This window comes from Streptomyces sp. NBC_01497 (assembly GCF_036250695.1).
Classification (GTDB): domain Bacteria; phylum Actinomycetota; class Actinomycetes; order Streptomycetales; family Streptomycetaceae; genus Streptomyces.
The window spans coordinates 4,206,137-4,224,223 of sequence record NZ_CP109427.1 but is presented as its reverse complement, the minus strand read 5'-3'; the positions used below and the strand labels follow the sequence as shown (position 1 = coordinate 4,224,223).

The following is an 18,087-nucleotide window of genomic DNA, read 5'->3' as shown; positions in this document are numbered from 1 at the left end:
CGTCAGTCGGCTTCACGAAGTGCGAGGAGATCAGGACACGGGGGATCAGTCCGATCCCGTCGTCCTCCGCTGCTCACGCCGGTCACCGCGTTCGACGCCGTACAGCACCTGCGGCGCGCCGAACTCCACGAACCGCTCCCGCAGCCGCATCCCTACCGCCTCCAGCAAGCGTCGGGAGCGGACGTTCGCCTCCTGAGTGACGGCGATCACGGACGCGTCGCGGGCCGGAGCGGTCTCCAACACCCACCCGACGACTGCGGCCACGGCCTCGCGCCCATAACCGCGCCCCCAGTGCTCCGGCAGGAACGAGTAGGCCACCTCCCACCGCCCGGTGTGACGTTCCGCGACGTCGACCGACACCGTGCCGATCACCTCGGCCCGTTCGGCCGCCGTCACGCTGAACACATGCGGGCGCGAGTCGAACCTCTGCCGCCGCAGCCGCAACCGGTCACTGTCGACGGGCCCGCCGAGGAAACGCCGGACCTCGGGGTCCGTCCACAGCCGGGTGTACACGTCGACGTCGTCCGCACGCGCGGGCCGCAGAAGGAGCCGCGAGGTCCGCAACTCCCCGCCCTTCGGCAGTCTCGGCCGGGCATGGAAATCAGCCGAAACGGAAGGATCGTCCATGCAGAGCACTATGGCGGACAGCCACCCCGTACCCCCGCGCCACGAGGGGCTCCGGCCGACCCGCTTCGGAACGAGGTGCCCCGACCGCATCCACGAACGGTCCGCCGAGCAGCAGAGCGAACAGGTCCGGCCCGCTCGCGGAACGGCCCGGAACCCTCGGAGCGGGACTCCCGGACACGGACAACCGCGTCAGACCGCCGACCACTTCGGGGCCCCGATCCTCCATCGGGGCCCCAATCCTCCTGCCCGCCGACGGACGTTCACCGGTCCCCGCCGCCACCGGCCCGCCTCAGCCTCGCCAGAACATGGCCGGCCGTAAGACCGGCAAGTAAATCCCGGACCGACCCCGCGCCCGCTGCCGGATCTCGCCGTTCGTGACATGTCGATCCTGCGTGACCTGGGCGTTCTTGGCTGTCTCACGGCCTGTCACCCACGATCAGTCTTGAATCCGTGGCATTTCGCGCGAGGGCGAGGCCGAGATCAGGCGGCTTGCCCGTGCCGGCCGAGGACGCCACACCGAGCCCCGAACCAGGACTACCAGCGAGCCCAGATCGCGCACCGACAGGTTTCCCGCGCCACGCTGGTCTGTACGACCGGACCCCCACGGACGGAAGGCAAGGCGATGCGGAAACTGGTCTACGGCATGAACCTGACCCTGGACGGCTACATCGCCGCGCCCGGCGACGACATCGGCTGGAGCGGACCACCGAGCCCCGAGCTGTTCCAGTGGTGGCTCGACCACGAGCAGGCGAGTGGTCTGTCGCTGTACGGGAGCAAGCTATGGGAGGCGATGAGCTCCTACTGGCCGACCGGCGACCAGCAGCCCAAGGCCACCCCGGCGGAGATCGAGTTCGCGCGGAACTGGCGGGACACCCCGAAGGTGGTCTTCTCTTCGACGATCGACACGGTCGACTGGAACACCCGCCTGGTCACCGGCGACGCGATCGCCGAGATCAGCCGGCTCAAGGCGGAGGACGGCGACCCGATGAACATCGGGGGCGCAACGCTTGCCGGGGCGGCCATGCGCGCCGGACTGATCGACGAGTACGTGATCGCCGCCCATCCGGTCCTGGTCGGCGGCGGCACACGGTTCTTCACCGCGCTGGACAGCTGGGTGAACCTGAACCTGGTGGAGACACGGACGTTTCCCGGCGGCGTGGTCCTGACCAGGTATGAGACGAGGCGCTGAGCAGCTTCCCGCTGTCTCACGGCATGGATGGGTGTTTCCTTCGCACCGTCGCGGCGAGCTCCCCCATCACACGCCCCCAAGCATACGAGCGATGCCCCGTGCGCCCACGGGTCAGCGGGCTTCTACCAGGGCACCAGCTCAGAGCCCAATTCCCCACGCGAGTGGGCGGCTTGACCTGCAGGTCTCGGATTCGTGGCAGATATGCCATCGCTTGGCCATCGCTCGTGAGATGTGGCCACGAAATCCGAGACCCCGCACCCGCGTCGATCAGGTCTGCGCCATATCGACGAATCGGGAGTAGTGGCCCTGGAAGGCGACCGTGATGGTGGCCGTGGGGCCGTTTCGGTGCTTGGCCACGATCAGGTCCGCCTCACCCGCGCGCGGGGACTCCTTCTCGTAGGCGTCCTCACGGTGGAGCAGGATGACCATGTCCGCGTCCTGCTCGATGGAACCCGATTCACGCAGGTCGGAGACCATCGGCTTCTTGTCGGTGCGCTGTTCCGGGCCACGGTTCAGCTGAGAGAGAGCGATGACGGGGAGCTCCAGCTCCTTCGCCAGCAGCTTGAGGTTACGGCTCATGTCCGAGACCTCCTGCTGGCGGCTCTCTACCCGCTTGGAGCCGCCGGACTGCATGAGCTGCAGGTAGTCGATGACGACAAGCCGCAGGTCGTTACGCTGCTTCAGGCGGCGGCACTTGGCGCGGATCTCCATCATCGACAGGTTCGGCGAGTCGTCGATGTACAGCGGGGCCTGTGTCACGTCCGGCATGCGGCGGGCCAGCCGGGTCCAGTCCTCGTCGGTCATCGTGCCCGAACGCATGTGGTGCAGGGCGACCCGTGCCTCCGCGGACAGCAGGCGCATCGCGATCTCGTTGCGCCCCATTTCCAGGGAGAAGATAACGCTGGGGAGGTTGTTCTTGATCGACGCTGCGCGCGCGAAGTCCAGCGCGAGCGTCGACTTGCCCATCGCGGGACGGGCGGCGATGACGATCATCTGACCAGGGTGCAGCCCGTTGGTCAGCGAATCGAAGTCCGTGAACCCCGTCGGCACCCCCGTCATCTCGCCGCCGCGTGACCCGATGGCCTCGATCTCGTCGAGCGCGCCCTCCATGATGTCGCCGAGCGGCAGGTAGTCCTCGCTGGTGCGCTGCTCGGTGACGGCGTAGATCTCGGCCTGTGCCGAGTTCACGATCTCGTCGACATCACCGTCCGCCGCGTATCCCATCTGCGTGATCTTGGTGCCTGCCTCCACCAGGCGGCGCAGCACGGCCCGTTCGTGGACGATCTCCGCGTAGTACGAGGCGTTCGCCGCGGTCGGCACCGACTGCACCAGGGTGTGCAGGTAGGAAGCCCCGCCGATCCGGGTGATCTCGCCGCGTTTGACCAGCTCCGCCGCCACCGTGATGGGGTCGGCGGGCTCGCCCTTCGCGTAGAGGTCCAGGATCGCCAGATAGACCGTCTCGTGGGCCGGCCGGTAGAAGTCATTTCCCTTGAGGATCTCCACGACGTCCGCGATCGCGTCCTTGGACAGCAGCATGCCGCCGAGAACGGACTGTTCCGCATCGAGGTCCTGCGGGGGCACCCGCTCGAAGCCGGGACCGCTGTCCCAGCCGCTGTCCGCCCCGCGGTCGTGCCGCTCGTCACGGCCCCCGCGGTCGCCGCCCCGCCGCTGCCGCGACATGGCGGGACGCTCGTCGGGACCGGCGTCGGTCCAGGGGTTGTCCAATGGCTCGGGAATGCTCACCGGCCACCTCCTCACATCCGCTCCGCGGACCTCGCCGTGCCACTCTTTCTACGGCACGACACTGACAAAACGGGAGGGCTGGCTCCGGTCTCGGCGCGTCGGACGTCGGTCCACGGTAGGCCCCCCGGCACCGTCAGCCAATCTGGTTATCCACAGGCCATGTGGATGACCGATCCAATGCTGTGGAGAACCTCACCGTTCCTGTGCACGAAGCGGGGGACAGCTCTGTGGACAAGACCGGACCTCTTCCCCTCGACCACAGTTGACCTGCACCTTTGCCATCCACTGGCTGTGGGGGAGAAAAACTTTTGCAGACGGACCAAGATCCGGGCAAAGACCGCGTCCACGGCTGGGGCCCGCGGAGCGCTGTAAGTACCCCAACTCCGTTGCACCTCTTACCTGTGGAAGACTAGATTGGCGGCATGACACAGGTCCCCGCCGTGCCCAGGACGACCCTGCGCCGCGATCGCCGCCGCCATGACCGCGAGATCGTCTCCCTCGCCGTTCCCGCCTTCGGGGCGCTGGTGGCCGAGCCCCTCTTCGTGATGGCCGACAGCGCGATCGTGGGCCACCTGGGAACCCGGGAACTCGCGGGGCTGGGCATCGCGGCGGCCCTCCTCACCACGGCGGTGAGTATTTTTGTCTTCCTCGCGTACGCCACCACGGCAGCCGTCGCACGGCGGGTCGGCGCCGGCGACCTGAGAGCCGCCATCCAGCAGGGGATGGACGGGATCTGGCTGGCGATCCTGCTCGGCGCCGCCGTCATCGTGGTCACCCTCCCCACCGCCCCCTGGCTGGTGAACGTGTTCGGCGCATCGGACACCGCGGCTCCCTACGCCACCACCTACCTCCGCATCTCCAGCCTCGGCATCCCCGCGATGCTGATGGTGCTCGCCGCCACCGGAGTGCTCCGCGGCCTCCAGGACACCCGGACCCCTCTCTACGTCGCGGTCGGCGGCTTCGCCGCCAACGCCGGCCTCAACGTCTCCCTGGTCTACGGCGCGGGGCTCGGCATAGCCGGCTCCGCCTGGGGCACGGTCATCGCGCAGTACGCCATGGCCGTCGTCTACCTGGTGGTGGTCGTACGCGGTGCCCGGAAACACGGGGCCGCCCTGCGTCCCGACGCGGCGGGGGTCCGGGCGAGCGCCCGTGCCGGTGTGCCCCTGCTGGTACGAACCCTCTCCCTCCGCGCGGTGCTGCTGATCGCGACGGCCGTCGCCGCACGCCTCAGCGACGTGGACATCGCCGCGCATCAGGTCGTGCTCTCGCTGTGGAGCCTTACGGCCTTCGCCCTGGACGCCATCGCCATCGCGGGGCAGGCGATCATCGGTCGCTACCTGGGGGCGGAGGATTCCCTGGGCGCGCGGCAGGCATGCCGCCGGATGATCCTGTGGGGCGTGCTGGCAGGCGTGGTGATCGGCGCGTTGATCGTCCTGGCCCGCCCGCTGTTCATCCCCCTGTTCACCGGCGATCCGGTCGTCCGGCACACGATGCTTCCCGCCCTGCTGGTCGTGGCGCTCATCCAGCCTGTCGCCGGGATCGTCTTCATTCTGGACGGCGTGCTGATGGGCGCGGGGGACGGCGTCTATCTCGCCGGAGCGATGGTGGTGACCCTGGCCGTCTTCGCACCCGTCGCGCTGGCCGTTCCGTCGCTCGGCGGCGGGCTCACAGCACTCTGGTGGGCGATGGGGCTGATGATGCTGATGCGTCTGATCACGCTGTCCCTGCGCATGCGTTCAGGCCGTTGGCTGGTGACCGGCGCCGCCCGCTGACCCGCTGATCCACCGGCCCACCGGCGATGACCGCTCGCGGTGGATGCTTCCGTTTCACGTGAAACATCGCCGTCGTCAGCCACGGGAGGGGAACCATCAGCCCGCCGGCACACAGAACAACACCCCGCCGGCACAGGAGCCTCCGGCCACCGGTGGAAGTACCGCATGCGAAAGGGCCGCGTCCCCGAGGGGACACGGCCCTTTCACGTACGACAGTCACGCAGCACAATGCACAGGCACGTTCCGCGCCCCGAGACATCGCCGCCGATCAGGCGGAGATGACCTCGATGCCGAGCTTCGCGGCGACCTCGGGGTGCAGCCGCACCGAGACCTGGTGCGAGCCCAGGGTCTTGATGGGGGTGCCGAGCTCGATGCGACGCTTGTCGACCTCGGGGCCGCCGGCCGACTTGATCGCCGAAGCGAGGTCGGACGGGGTCACGGAGCCGAAGAGGCGGCCCGCGTCGCCGGAGCGAACAGCGAGGCGCACCTTCACGCCTTCGAGGCGGGCCTTGATCTCGTTGGCCTGCTCGATCGTGGCGATCTCGTGGATCTTGCGGGCGCGGCGGATCTGCGCCACGTCCTTCTCGCCGCCCTTGGTCCAGCGGATCGCGAACCCGCGAGGGACCAGGTAGTTACGGGCGTAGCCGTCCTTGACGTCGACGACGTCGCCCGCGGCACCGAGACCACTGACTTCGTGGGTGAGGATGATCTTCATTGCGGTCACCCTTCCCTTATCGCGCGGTGGACGTGTAGGGCAGCAGCGCCATCTCACGGCTGTTCTTCACGGCCGTGGCGACATCGCGCTGGTGCTGAGTGCAGTTGCCGGTGACCCGGCGGGCACGGATCTTGCCACGGTCGGAAATGAACTTCCGCAGCATGTTCGTGTCCTTGTAGTCCACGTACTGGGTCTTGTCCTTGCAGAATGCGCAGACCTTCTTCTTAGGCTTGCGCACAGGCGGCTTCGCCATGGTGTTTCTCCTGTGTGATCAAGAAGTGTGGGTACGAACCCTCTCCTCGAAGACCCCGAAGCGGGGTTTTCTAGAAGGGGGGTTCGTCCGAGTAGCCGCCACCGGAGCCACCGCCGGAGCTACCGCCCCAGCTGCCTCCGCCGCCCTGCGGCGCCTGCTGGCCACCGCCGGCCGGCGCACTGGTCGCCCAGGGGTCGTCGGCAGGAGCGCCGCCGCCGGAACCGCTGCCGGAGCCGCCGCCCCAGCCACCGCCTCCGCCGCCGCCACCCTGCTGACCGCCGCCCCCGCCGCTGTAACCACCCTGGCCACCACGACCCGCGGTCTTGGTGACCTTGGCCGTGGCGCTCTTCAAGCTGGGGCCGACTTCCTCGACGTCCAGCTCGTAGACCGTCCGCTTGACGCCCTCACGGTCCTCGTAGGACCGCTGCTTCAGGCGGCCCTGGACGACGACGCGCATGCCGCGCTGCAGCGACTCGGCGACGTTCTCCGCAGCCTGACGCCACACCGAGCAGGTCAGGAACAGGCTCTCGCCGTCCTTCCACTCATTGGTCTGGCGGTCGAACATACGGGGCGTCGACGCGACGCGGAACTTCGCGACCGCGGCACCCGACGGCGTGAAACGCAGCTCGGGGTCGTCGACAAGGTTGCCGACTACCGTGATGACGGTCTCGCCTGCCATGGATGGAACCTCTCGGCGGGGATTGAGCGGGATTGCTTGGCGTGCTGCTACTCGTGTACTGCTCGCTCCCGATGGGCCTTCGAACCCGGCCGGTGGCCGGACTCAGCGGGCCGGACCTGCTGAGCCGTGGCTCAGTGGGTCTCGGGGCGGAGGACCTTGGTCCGGAGGACCGACTCGTTCAGCTTCATCTGCCGGTCGAGCTCCTTGACGACCGCAGGCTCGGCCTGCAGGTCGATGACCGAGTAGATGCCCTCGGGCTTCTTGTTGATCTCGTAGGAGAGACGACGACGGCCCCAGGTGTCGACCTTCTCGACCTTTCCGTTGGCCTCACGGACAACAGAAAGGAACGTTTCGATCAGCGGGGAGACTGCTCGCTCCTCGAGATCGGGGTCGAGGATGACCATCACCTCGTAGTGACGCATGTAAAACCCACCTCCTTTGGACTCAGCGGCCACGGTCGTTCCGTGGCAGGAGGGTCGTGATGCGTAGCAACGGTATCGGCCGCCACTGACAATCGGCCGGGGAACCGGCTCGGGCAGACCTGGGCAGACACCGCCGCAGACCGTACAGGCTACCCGGACATATGCGTCCGGTTGAAATCCGCCCGTCCGCGGGCACAATCTGAGTACATCGGGTACGTGCGGCGCTACGATGCGCCGCCCGTCAGCCAGGAGGTACCTCATGGCACAGGCAATGCATCCGAAGACGTCGGGCGGCTCCCTCTTCGCCTCGGACGGAAAGAGCCACCCGCTCCAGGACGGCCTGATGGTCGCGACCCTGGTGCTGGGAATTTTCGCCTTCGTCACGTGCTGGTTCCACAGCCTGAGCCTGGCGACGTCGTGGGTCGGCCTCGTCGGCATCCTCGTCGGCGCGTACACGCAGTACATCTCCGTGACGACCCGAGAACGCTTCCTGACCATTCTCGGTCTCGGCGCCTCCGCGGTCGGCTTCTTCCTCGGTATGGCGCACGGCGGGCTCTTCGTGGCCTGACCAGCGCCCCTCCCCGGGCCTGGGACCGGCCTCTCCCCGGCCCGGACCAGCCTCTCCCCGGCCCGGATCGGCCCGTCCCGGGTCTGGCCGGGCCTGACCGGCCCTTGTTCCGGGCCGGGCGGGGCGGCCGACCGGGCTCGTACCTCGCGGCCTTCGCCGCGGGGTCGGCCCCGGCCCCAGGACCGCGAGGTCCCTTGCACACGGCGGGGCCGCCGCATACCCCCGCGGCACCCACGGCGGCCCTGCCCGCCCGCTCCGGCGCCCTGTGCGGCGCCGCACAGGGCTCCCGGGGTCCCTTTGGTGCGCCCGTCCGGGTCCGGGTCCGGCGCGCTGCCGGGACGCGACACGGCCCGCGCGGGCGTGAACCGGTACCCCGCCCGGGTACGGACCGTTCGCGTGACGCGGCCCCCGACGCGCGGCCTACGGGACACGGCCCAGTCGGGGTGCTCCCCGGGCGCAGTAGGCTTCGGCGCGTGACCCGGAGCCCCACATACCCGCTGGGGACACACCCGCCGAGGAGCGCCCCCGCATGAGTCTGCCGCAGAGCAAGAGCCTGGTCCTCAGGACCATCAGCCGTGAGCAGCATCTGGCGTTCGTCCAGAGCCTGCCGTCCGCCAGCCACTGCCAGGTCCCCGCATGGGCTGACGTGAAGACGGAGTGGCGCTCGGAGAACCTCGGCTGGTTCGACGCGAGCGGCCAGCTCGTCGGGGCGGGGCTCGTGCTGTACCGGCAGTTGCCCAAGATCAAGCGCTACCTCGCGTACCTGCCTGAGGGCCCGGTCATCAACTGGTACGCGCCGAACCTGGACGAGTGGCTCCAGCCGATGCTCGCCCACCTCAAGCAGCAGGGCGCCTTCTCCGTGAAGATGGGCCCGCCGGTGGTGATCCGCCGCTGGGACGCGGCCGCGATCAAGTCCGGTATCCAGGACCCCGACGTCAAGCGGCTGCGCGACGTGGAGGCCACGCTCATCGAGCCGCGCGCCTTCGAGGTATCGGACCGGCTGCGCAAGATGGGCTGGCAGCAGGGTGAGGACGGCGGCGCGGGCTTCGGCGACGTGCAGCCCCGCTACGTCTTCCAGGTCCCGCTGGCGAACCGTTCACTCGACGATGTCCTCAAGGGCTTCAACCAGCTGTGGCGCCGCAACATCAAGAAGGCCGAGAAGGCCGGCGTCGAGGTCGTCCAGGGAGGCTACAACGACCTCGCCGAGTGGCAGCGGCTGTACGAGGTCACCGCCCAGCGCGACCACTTCCGGCCGCGCCCGCAGTCGTACTTCGAACGTATGTGGACGGTCCTGAACACCGAGGACCCGAACCGTATGCGGCTCTACTTCGCCCGGCACGAGGGCGAGAACGTGGCGGCGGCGACGATGCTGATCGTCGGCGGCCATGTCTGGTACTCGTACGGTGCCTCCGCGAACCACAAGCGTGAGGTGCGGCCCTCGAACGCGATGCAGTGGCGGATGCTGCGGGACGCGTACGCGATGGGTGCGACGGTCTACGACCTGCGCGGCATCTCCGACTCGCTCGACGAGACCGATCACCTCTTCGGCCTCATCCAGTTCAAGGTCGGCACGGGCGGCGAGGCCGTCGAGTACATCGGCGAGTGGGACTTCCCCCTGAACAAGCTGCTCCACAAGGCGCTCGACATGTATATGTCGCGGCGCTGAGGGCGGATCGGCGGGCGCCGGGAGGCGTCGGCCGGCCTCCGGGCGGGCATGCGGGCGCACGACGCGTACCGCGGCCCTCCGGACCCCCGCGCGTTCGAAACCCTACGAGCCGTTCATATGCTTCATCGGGATCAGCTGACGGCAACGGCAGCCGCGAGAAAGGTTCAGGACCGGCATGGCGCTCTCCCTCTACGTCGACACCGCGCGCTGGCGGGCGCACCAGAAGTCGGTCATCGACCAGTTCCCCGGCATCGTCCCCGTCTGCAAGGGCAACGGATACGGCTTCGGGCACGAGCGGCTCGCCGACGAGACGACCCGCTTCGGTTCCGACATGCTCGCCGTCGGCACGATCTACGAGGCCGCCAGGATCAAGGACTGGTTCGGCGGCGACCTCCTGGTCCTGACGCCCTTCAGACGCGGCGAGGAGCCGGTGCCGCTGCCGGACCGGGTGATCCGTTCCGTCTCGTCCGTCGACGGCGTGTACGCGCTGGTCGGCGCACGCGTCGTCATCGAGTGCATGAGCTCCATGAAGCGCCACGGCGTGAAGGAGGAGGAGCTCGGCCAGCTGCACGCCGCCATCGAGGACGTACGGCTCGAAGGCTTCGCGCTGCACCTTCCGCTGGACCGTACGGACGGCTCGGACGCGGTCGAGGAGGTCATCGCCTGGATGGACCGGCTGCGCGCCGCCCGGCTCCCCCTCCACACGATGTTCGTGAGCCACCTGAAGGCCGACGAGCTCGCGCGGCTCCAGCAGCAGTTCCCGCAGACCCGGTTCAGGGCGCGCATCGGCACCAAGCTGTGGCTCGGTGACCATGACGCGACGGAGTACCGGGGCGCGGTCCTCGACGTCACCCCGGTCGTCAAGGGCGACCGGTTCGGCTACCGGCAGCAGCGCGCCGCGTCCGACGGCTGGCTCGTCGTCGTGGCGGGCGGTACGTCGCACGGTGTCGGACTGGAGGCGCCGAAGGCGCTGCACAGCATGACGTCCCGTGCGAAGGGCGTGGCACGGGCCGGTCTCGCGACGGTCAACCGCAACCTGTCGCCGTTCGTCTGGTCCGGCAAGCAGCGGTGGTTCGCGGAGCCGCCGCACATGCAGGTGTCGATCCTGTTCGTCCCGTCGGAGGCCGAGGAGCCGAAGGTGGGCGACGAACTGGTGGCGATCCTGCGGCACACCACGACCCAGTTCGACCGGATCGTCGACCGCTGAGCAACCTGTCCGCGGCTCTCGCCCGGCCCTCGAACGGGGCAGGGGCGGGGCCCCGGGCACGCCGGCGTGTCCGCGTCCCGCGCACAGGGGCACGTGACGGCCGGACCGGGCTCCGGTCAGCGCGGGCCCCGGACCGCTCCCCGGCGGGCCCGCCCCGGTGTCTCTCGGGGCCCGACCGGCCAGACCGGGACCCCCGCCGGACTCCGGCCCCGCGGCCGGAAGGCCCCGAGCTGACCGCTAAGCGCCGTGGCGCCGGTCCCCGACCGTCTCGGGGTCCGTCTCCGGCTCCCACTCGTCGCTGCCCCACGTGACCCGCCCGCCGCCCCTCCCCTCGGCTGCGGAGCCGTCCCCGACGGCCTTGGAGCGCGCCGCCTCGCCCAGGACGAACACGTCGGGCGCGTGGTCCAGGACGCCGCCTGACGGGTCGTCCGCGCCGTCGGCCCGTACCGGGTCCCGCTCCGGCAGCATCGCGTCGCGCACCACCAGCACACACAGGTACAGCGTGCCCGCCAGATGCAGCGCGATGGCCAGCTGGTAGCCCTCGGCCGGCAGCCCCTTGTGGGCGTCACCGCTGGTCGTGTACGCGAGGTACATCCAGATGCCGAGGTAGTACATGACCTCGCACGCCTGCCACACGAGGAAGTCCCGCCAGCGCGGCCGGGCGAGCGCCGCGAGCGGCACCAGCCAGAGCACGTACTGCGGCGAGTAGACCTTGTTGGTGAGGATGAACGCGGCGACGACGAGGAACGCGAGCTGCGCGAAGCGCGGCCGGCGCGGGGCCATCAGCGCCAGCGCCGCGATACCCGCGCAGGCCAGCGCCATCAGCACGATGGAGTACGTGTTGACCGGGTGCACATCGGTGCTGAACGCGCCCGTGCGCTGGCTGATGATCAGCCAGAACGAGCCGAAGTCCACCGGCCGTACCTGACTGAACGTGTAGAACTTCTTCCAGCCCTCAGGCGCCAGCAGCATCACCGGCAGGTTCACCACGAGCCAGGCGCAGGCGGCGCCGAGCAGAGCCGATCCGAACGCGCGCATCTTGCCGGCCCGCCAGCACAGCACGAGCAACGGGCCGAGGATCAGCACCGGGTACAGCTTCGCGGCGGTCGCGAGACCGATGAGGATGCCGAAGGCGAGCGTCCTGCCCCGGGTCCACATCAGCATCGCCGCCGCGGTCAGGGCGACCGCCAGCAGGTCCCAGTTGATCGTGGCGGTCAGCACGAACGCCGGGGCGAGGGCGACCAGCAGCGCGTCCCAGGGACGGCGGCGGTGGGTGCGGGCCGTGCACACGGCGATGATCACGGCGCAGACGAGCAGCATGGCCGCGTTGGCCATCCAGTACGCCTGCTCGCGGCCCATCAGGTCCCCGTTGCTGGACGTGAACAGGGACGTGATCCAGGAGGCGACCTCCATGAAGAGGCCGGTGAGTACCGGGTACTCCAGGTAGTCCATGTCGCCGTTGAGACGGTCGAAGTACGGCACGAGGCCGTCGGAGAAACCGCGGGCCTGAAAGAGATGCGGAATGTCCGAATAGCAGGCGCGGGTGTACTGGGAGCTCGCGCCGCGGAACCACGCCCAGTCGTAGCAGGGGAGCTTCTGCGCCATACCGAGCGCGAACATGCCGATCGCCACCAGGGCGATGACCCGCACCGGGGTGAGCCGGCTCGTCCCGGACAGGGCCCAGCGTCCCAGCGGGCCGCCGATCAGCTCGCTGCCCGCCGCGGAGATCCGGTCACGGCGCGTGGGAGCGACGTCCGGCGTCTCCTGGGGCCCGAGGGACGTACCGGGGGGTACGGAGGTGTCTTCTGCGCTCGGCATGGCGCCCATCCTGCCGTACGGAACTGGCAACGCGACGGGGGCCGCCGCATCCGGGCCCGTACCTGGGGTACGGAACCGGTGCGACGGCCCCCGTCAGGGTCCGCGTCGAGGTCGGCGCGGGGCCGATCCCGGGTGCTGCGCGAAGACCGGCCCATGGACCTGCCTCGGATTCTGCGGGGCGACCGGCCCAGGAGCCCGCCTCCCGCTCTGCGGGAGTTCCGGCACCCGGGCCCGGCGTCGGGCCCCGGCGTGGCGCCCGGCCCGGAGACGGACACGGGCGCCACGGTCCTGCTAGCCGGGGCCGCCGATGAAGCCTCCGCCGGTATCGGTCCCTCCGTTGCCGTTCCCGTTCGTCGTGCCGGCGTCGGTGCCCGGCGAGGAGGACGGCGACTCGCCGCCGGTGGTGCCCGCGTCGGTGCCGCCGGTATCGGCCCCCCCGGCTCCGTTGCCACCGCCGGTGTTGTTGCCGCCGTTCTGACCGCCGTCGCCGGAGCAGCCGAAGAACGAGGAGCAGGAGTCGCTCGGCGAAGGAGGCGGCTGCGGCGTGTTCGACGGGCTCGGCGAAGTGGACGGTGACGACGACGGGGAGTTCGAAGGCGTCACGGACGGCGAGGGCGCCGGCGAGTGCAGGCCGCCTCCGAACACGGCCTTACCGATCGGTTCGGGCTTCGTGAACGTCAGGGCGGGCTGCCCGTTGAGCGCGGCCGTCATGTAGTCCTTGAAGATCGACGAGGGGAACGAAGCACCCTGGATCGTCTTCTGCCCGCCGGTGTTGTACATCGACAGGAACTTGCGGTCCTTGCTCTTCGCGTTGTCGTCCAGCCGGTACATGTCGATGGCCGTCGACAACTGCGGGGTGTAGCCCACGAACCAGGCGGACTTGTTCTCGTCGGTCGTACCGGTCTTACCGGCGACCTCGTGCCCCGCCACCTGGGCGTTCGTGCCGGTGCCCTTGGTGACGACGGTCCGCAGGACGTCCGTCACGTTGTCGGCGACCTGGGCCGGCATGGCCCGCGTGACCTTGTCGTCGTGCTTGAAGATCTCCTTGCCGTTCCGGAGGACCTTCTCGACCGAGTACGGGTCGCGCTGCTCGCCGTGCTGAGCGAAGGTCCCGTACGCGCCCGCCATGCGGATGGCGCTCGGGTCGGAGATGCCGATGGAGAACGACGGCACGTCGGACTTGATCAGCTGGTCGGAGGAGAGGCCCGCCTTCTCCGCCTCGGTACGGACGGTCGGGATGCCGACGTCCATGCCGAGCTGGACGAACGCGGAGTTCACGGACTCCCGCATCGCCTCACGCAGCGTGATGGAGGGCTGGTTGTACCCCTCGTCGTTCGGCTGCAGCCACTCCTTGCCCTCCTTGTCCATCCAGACCTGGCCGGTGTAGTCCTTGATCTTCAGGTTGTTCTTGCCCGGGTAGCGGCTGGTGTCGGGGTTGACCGCCGTGCGTTCGGAGTCCGGCTGGTCGATCCCGAGGTTCGGATCGCGCTTCCCGTGCTCCATTGCCGCGGCCAGGACGAACGGCTTGAACGTCGAACCGACCTGGGCGCCCGTGACGTCGGCGTTGTCGGTGAAGTGCTTGGTCGCGTCCTCACCGCCGTAGATCGCGACGATCTTCCCACTCTGCGGTTCGATCGACGCGCCGCCGAACTGGACGAAGGAGTCCTTCGTCGGCCGTTTCTTGGTGCTGATGTTCTCCTTGCGCACCTTCTCGACGGCGGCGGAGAGCTGATTGACCTTCTTCTTGTCGAAGGTCGTGTAGATCTCGTAACCGCCCTTCGAGAGGTCGTCCGACGTGATGCCCTCGGAGTTGTTGTTCGCGAAGTACGACTTGGCGAGGTCGACCAGGTAGCCGACCTGCCCGCTGAGCTGGGCGGACTTCTTCAGCGGCTGCGATACCGGCAGCGTCTTGTACTTGGCGCGTTCCGTCGCGGAGAGATGGCCGTCCTTCACCATCTGGTCCAGGGTCGTCTTCCAGCGGAACGTGATGCGCGCGGTGTTCGCCTGCGGGGTGGCCTGCGCGTTGAGGTCCGTGTTGCCCGCGGGGTCGTACAGCGTGGCGCCCTTGAGCAGTGCGGCGAGGAACGCGCACTGGCTCGGATTCAGCTGCTTCGCGTCCACCCCGAAGTACGTACGAGCCGCCGCCTGGATGCCGTACGCACCACGGCCGAAGTACGAGGTGTTGAGGTATCCCTCAAGGATCTTCGGCTTGGACTGCTTCGTGCCGACCTTGAGGGCGATGAAGATCTCTTTGACCTTGCGGTCCACGGTCTGGCTCTGGTCACCGAGGAGCGCGTTCTTCACGTACTGCTGGGTGATGGTGGAGCCACCCTGCGTCTCCTGGCCCTTCGCCATGTTGACCACGGCGCGCGCGATGCCCTGCGGGTCGATGCCCGAGTCCGTGTAGAAGGACCTGTTCTCCTGGGAGACGACCGCGTCCTGCATCGCCTTGGGGATCTGGTCGATGGAGATGATCTGCCGATTGACGTTGTTCTCGCCACCGGTCGACACCATCGGAGTCTTGTCCGACCAGTAGTAGACGTTGTTCTCCGCCTTGGACGCCAGGCTCGGGTCCGGCAGCTGGACGAGCGCGTACGCGACGGACCCGGCGGCCAGCAGCGAACCGAGGAACGCGACGGTGAGGGCGCTCGTGAGGCGCCAGGACGGGACCCAGCGGCGCCAGCCGTACTTGTCGAACCGCGGGTAGTCGATGAAGCGTTTCTTGCCGGGTCCCCGGCCGCCGCCCCCACGCCCCCGCCCGCCGCCCGGTGCCGGCTCGGCACCGCGCCTGCGGCCGCCGCGCTGGGCGGCTCTGCGGGCGGCCGCGCGGCCGCCGTACGACTGCTCGTCCTCGCCGTGCGGACCCGAGCGGCTCGTGGCGCCCGTATCTCCGGCGGGGTCTGTGTGTGATCCCGAGGCGTCGCCTCGGGAGGGGGCAGCGCGGCGGCCGGGCGGCTGCTGGGCTGCCCGCCGGGACGCGGCACGTCCGCCGCCTTGCGGCGGTGGCAGTTTGCGACGGTGCTCGCTCATCGAACGACTACTCCTCGGGCAGGCGCGGGCGCCTGGAAGCGGCAGGTGAGTTCCGGTCCCCCGTGCTGGCCTCGGGGAGCCCTGGCAGCGGAGCGCGCTCGACGCGGCTGCCGCTGCTCTCGTGACTCCCGTGGCCGTGGTCCCCAGGGCTTTGATAGGCCCACATGCTCGACGCCCCTTGCGTCACTGGGCTCCCGGTGGTCTGCATGCCGCACAGACTACGCACGGTCAAAACCCTCTGAGGCCCGAAGTTCACCCCAAATCAGGCAACTTGCCTGCTGTGAATTGAGGATGTGATGGCGTTCACGAGTTCCCCTCTTGTCGCAACCGCCCCACACCTCTATCGTCGTGATGTATCGAGTCGATACATCAGCGCGACATGTCAACGCGAGATAAGCACACAGTGAGCCGGACAGACAGCCACAGAGGACGGCGAAAGGGGCAAGGATGAGCAGGCGCTCGGGAATCCTTGAGTTCGCCGTACTCGGCCTGCTGCGCGAGTCCCCGATGCACGGGTACGAGCTGCGAAAGCGGCTCAACACGTCACTGGGCATCTTCCGGGCCTTCAGCTACGGGACGCTGTACCCGTGCCTGAAGACGCTGGTCGCCACGGGCTGGTTGATCGAGGAGCCGGGCAGTGCCCCGGAGGACGCCCTCGCGGCGTCCCTCGCCGGACGGCGGGCCAAGATCGTCTACCGGCTGACGGCCGACGGCAAGGAACACTTCGAGGAGCTACTCGCCCACGCCGGCCCCGACGCCTGGGAGGACGAGCACTTCGCTGCACGGTTCGCCTTCTTCGGGCAGACCGAGCGCGACGTACGGATGCGCGTCCTCGAAGGCCGCCGCAGCCGTCTTGAGGAGCGCCTTGAGAAGATGCGCGGCTCACTCGCCCGCACCCGCGAGCGTCTCGACGACTACACGCTGGAGCTCCAGCGCCACGGGATGGAATCCGTGGAGCGCGAGGTGCGCTGGCTCAACGAGCTCATCGAGAGCGAGCGGGCCGGGCGGGACCGGCGGGGTACGTCCGAGCCCGGCGACACCGAGCGAGCCGGCGACCCCGGCCCACCGGCCGCCGAGCACCGGACGCCCCACGACACCGACCACATGGACGGTCTGCCCCGGCGCGGGGGTGCCGCAACTGCCGAGGGTTCGCCCTCGCGGCACCCCGCCACGCCGGATCCGTCCGACGACAGGACCAAGTGAGACCCGCTTCACGGCGGCCTCAACGGAACATCGAGATCAACAGGGAGCAACCGGAATGGGTTCGGTTCGCGTAGCCATCGTTGGCGCCGGCAACTGCGCCTCGTCGCTGGTGCAAGGCGTCGAGTACTACAAGGACGCCGACCCGGCGGGCAAAGTGCCGGGTCTGATGCACGTGCAGTTCGGCGACTACCACGTACGGGACATCGAGTTCGTCGCCGCGTTCGACGTCGACGCGAAGAAGGTCGGCCTCGACCTCGCGGACGCGATCGGTGCCAGCGAGAACAACACCATCAAGATCTGCGACGTGCCGTCCACGGGCGTCACGGTCGAGCGTGGTCACACCCTGGACGGTCTGGGCAAGTACTACCGCCAGACCATCGAGGAGTCCGACGCGACCCCCGTCGACATCGTCCAGACCCTCAAGGACCGCAACGTCGACGTCCTGGTCTGCTACCTGCCGGTGGGCTCCGAGGCCGCCGCGAAGTTCTACGCCCAGTGCGCCATCGACGCGAAGGTCGCGTTCGTCAACGCTCTGCCGGTGTTCATCGCGGGCACCAAGGAGTGGGCGGACAAGTTCACCGAGGCCGGCGTCCCGATCGTCGGTGACGACATCAAGTCGCAGGTCGGCGCGACCATCACGCACCGCGTGCTGGCGAAGCTGTTCGAAGACCGCGGCGTCGTCCTGGACCGCACGATGCAGCTGAACGTCGGCGGCAACATGGACTTCAAGAACATGCTGGAGCGCGAGCGCCTGGAGTCCAAGAAGATCTCCAAGACGCAGGCCGTCACCTCCCAGATCCCGGACCGCGACCTGGGCGCCGACAACGTCCACATCGGCCCGTCCGACTACGTGGCCTGGCTCGACGACCGCAAGTGGGCGTACGTCCGCCTTGAGGGTCGCGCGTTCGGCGACGTCCCGCTGAACCTGGAGTACAAGCTCGAGGTCTGGGACTCCCCGAACTCCGCCGGCGTCATCATCGACGCCGTGCGCGCCGCGAAGATCGCCCAGGACCGCGGCATCGGCGGTCCCATCCTCTCCGCGTCGAGCTACTTCATGAAGTCGCCGCCGGTCCAGTTCTTCGACGACGAGGCCCGCGAGAACGTGGAGAAGTTCATCCGCGGCGAGGTCGAGCGCTGAGTCCGCGCTTGATCAGACTGACGGACCGGGACTGAGCGGACCTGCTTCCGCTCGGAC

Annotated in this window: 15 protein-coding genes; 7 read left to right on the top strand and 8 right to left on the bottom strand. The window is 68.9% G+C overall.

Annotation, left to right across the window (positions count from 1 at the left end):
* Positions 1 to 45: 45 nt before the first annotated feature.
* A complete protein-coding gene (locus OG310_RS18080; RefSeq protein ID WP_329456907.1) occupies positions 46 to 627 on the bottom strand; it encodes a GNAT family N-acetyltransferase in 582 nt (193 codons plus the stop codon).
* A gap of 622 nt (positions 628 to 1,249) precedes the next feature.
* Between OG310_RS18080 and OG310_RS18075 the strand changes: the two genes are divergently transcribed.
* The gene (locus tag OG310_RS18075) at positions 1,250 to 1,816 is read left to right on the top strand and encodes a dihydrofolate reductase family protein (protein WP_329456906.1); all 567 of its coding nucleotides are present in this window, start codon (positions 1,250 to 1,252) and stop codon (positions 1,814 to 1,816) included.
* Positions 1,817 to 2,083: 267 nt separating this feature from the next.
* Here OG310_RS18075 and dnaB read toward each other — a convergent pair whose 3' ends face one another.
* The gene (gene dnaB / locus OG310_RS18070) at positions 2,084 to 3,559 is read right to left on the bottom strand and encodes a replicative DNA helicase (protein ID WP_329456905.1); all 1,476 of its coding nucleotides are present in this window, start codon (positions 3,557 to 3,559) and stop codon (positions 2,084 to 2,086) included.
* Positions 3,560 to 3,981: 422 nt separating this feature from the next.
* Between dnaB and OG310_RS18065 the strand changes: the two genes are divergently transcribed.
* A complete protein-coding gene (locus OG310_RS18065; RefSeq protein WP_329456904.1) occupies positions 3,982 to 5,331 on the top strand; it encodes an MATE family efflux transporter in 1,350 nt (449 codons plus the stop codon).
* 268 nt (positions 5,332 to 5,599) lie between these two features.
* Here OG310_RS18065 and rplI read toward each other — a convergent pair whose 3' ends face one another.
* The 4 genes from rplI to rpsF form a co-directional block, all read right to left on the bottom strand.
* Entirely contained in the window at positions 5,600 to 6,046 is a 447-nt protein-coding gene (gene rplI, locus OG310_RS18060; RefSeq protein WP_329456903.1) for a 50S ribosomal protein L9, read from the bottom strand.
* A 16-nt stretch (positions 6,047 to 6,062) separates the two neighbouring features.
* The gene (gene rpsR, locus OG310_RS18055; protein WP_003967857.1) at positions 6,063 to 6,299 is read right to left on the bottom strand and encodes a 30S ribosomal protein S18; all 237 of its coding nucleotides are present in this window, start codon (positions 6,297 to 6,299) and stop codon (positions 6,063 to 6,065) included.
* A 70-nt stretch (positions 6,300 to 6,369) separates the two neighbouring features.
* Positions 6,370 to 6,978: a single-stranded DNA-binding protein gene (locus OG310_RS18050; RefSeq protein WP_329456902.1), complete on the bottom strand. Its 609-nt coding sequence runs from the start codon at positions 6,976 to 6,978 to the stop codon at positions 6,370 to 6,372.
* Positions 6,979 to 7,109: 131 nt separating this feature from the next.
* Positions 7,110 to 7,400: a 30S ribosomal protein S6 gene (rpsF, locus tag OG310_RS18045; protein ID WP_225017753.1), complete on the bottom strand. Its 291-nt coding sequence runs from the start codon at positions 7,398 to 7,400 to the stop codon at positions 7,110 to 7,112.
* A gap of 259 nt (positions 7,401 to 7,659) precedes the next feature.
* Here rpsF and OG310_RS18040 point away from each other — a divergent pair, with 259 nt between their 5' ends.
* From OG310_RS18040 to OG310_RS18030, 3 genes are all read left to right on the top strand, one after another.
* Positions 7,660 to 7,968, top strand: coding sequence for a hypothetical protein (locus OG310_RS18040; RefSeq protein ID WP_329456901.1), 309 nt, complete (start codon positions 7,660 to 7,662; stop codon positions 7,966 to 7,968).
* 529 nt (positions 7,969 to 8,497) lie between these two features.
* Positions 8,498 to 9,634 carry a lipid II:glycine glycyltransferase FemX gene (locus OG310_RS18035; RefSeq protein WP_329456900.1) on the top strand — a complete coding sequence of 379 codons (1,137 nt, stop codon included), beginning with the start codon at positions 8,498 to 8,500 and terminating at the stop codon, positions 9,632 to 9,634.
* Between the two features lie 175 nt (positions 9,635 to 9,809).
* Positions 9,810 to 10,841 carry an alanine racemase gene (locus OG310_RS18030; protein ID WP_329456899.1) on the top strand — a complete coding sequence of 344 codons (1,032 nt, stop codon included), beginning with the start codon at positions 9,810 to 9,812 and terminating at the stop codon, positions 10,839 to 10,841.
* Between the two features lie 237 nt (positions 10,842 to 11,078).
* Here the strand turns inward: OG310_RS18030 and OG310_RS18025 are convergent, their stop codons facing one another.
* Both OG310_RS18025 and OG310_RS18020 read right to left on the bottom strand, forming a co-directional pair.
* Positions 11,079 to 12,659, bottom strand: a complete 1,581-nt coding sequence (locus OG310_RS18025; protein ID WP_443078674.1) for a glycosyltransferase family 87 protein — start codon at positions 12,657 to 12,659, stop codon at positions 11,079 to 11,081.
* 291 nt (positions 12,660 to 12,950) lie between these two features.
* Positions 12,951 to 15,689 carry a transglycosylase domain-containing protein gene (locus tag OG310_RS18020; RefSeq protein WP_329456897.1) on the bottom strand — a complete coding sequence of 913 codons (2,739 nt, stop codon included), beginning with the start codon at positions 15,687 to 15,689 and terminating at the stop codon, positions 12,951 to 12,953.
* A 447-nt stretch (positions 15,690 to 16,136) separates the two neighbouring features.
* Here OG310_RS18020 and OG310_RS18015 point away from each other — a divergent pair, with 447 nt between their 5' ends.
* Together OG310_RS18015 and OG310_RS18010 are read left to right on the top strand one after the other, a co-directional pair.
* Positions 16,137 to 16,892: a PadR family transcriptional regulator gene (locus tag OG310_RS18015; protein WP_329456896.1), complete on the top strand. Its 756-nt coding sequence runs from the start codon at positions 16,137 to 16,139 to the stop codon at positions 16,890 to 16,892.
* 55 nt (positions 16,893 to 16,947) lie between these two features.
* Positions 16,948 to 18,030 carry an inositol-3-phosphate synthase gene (locus OG310_RS18010; protein WP_329456895.1) on the top strand — a complete coding sequence of 361 codons (1,083 nt, stop codon included), beginning with the start codon at positions 16,948 to 16,950 and terminating at the stop codon, positions 18,028 to 18,030.
* The last annotated feature ends 57 nt before the right edge of the window (positions 18,031 to 18,087 follow it).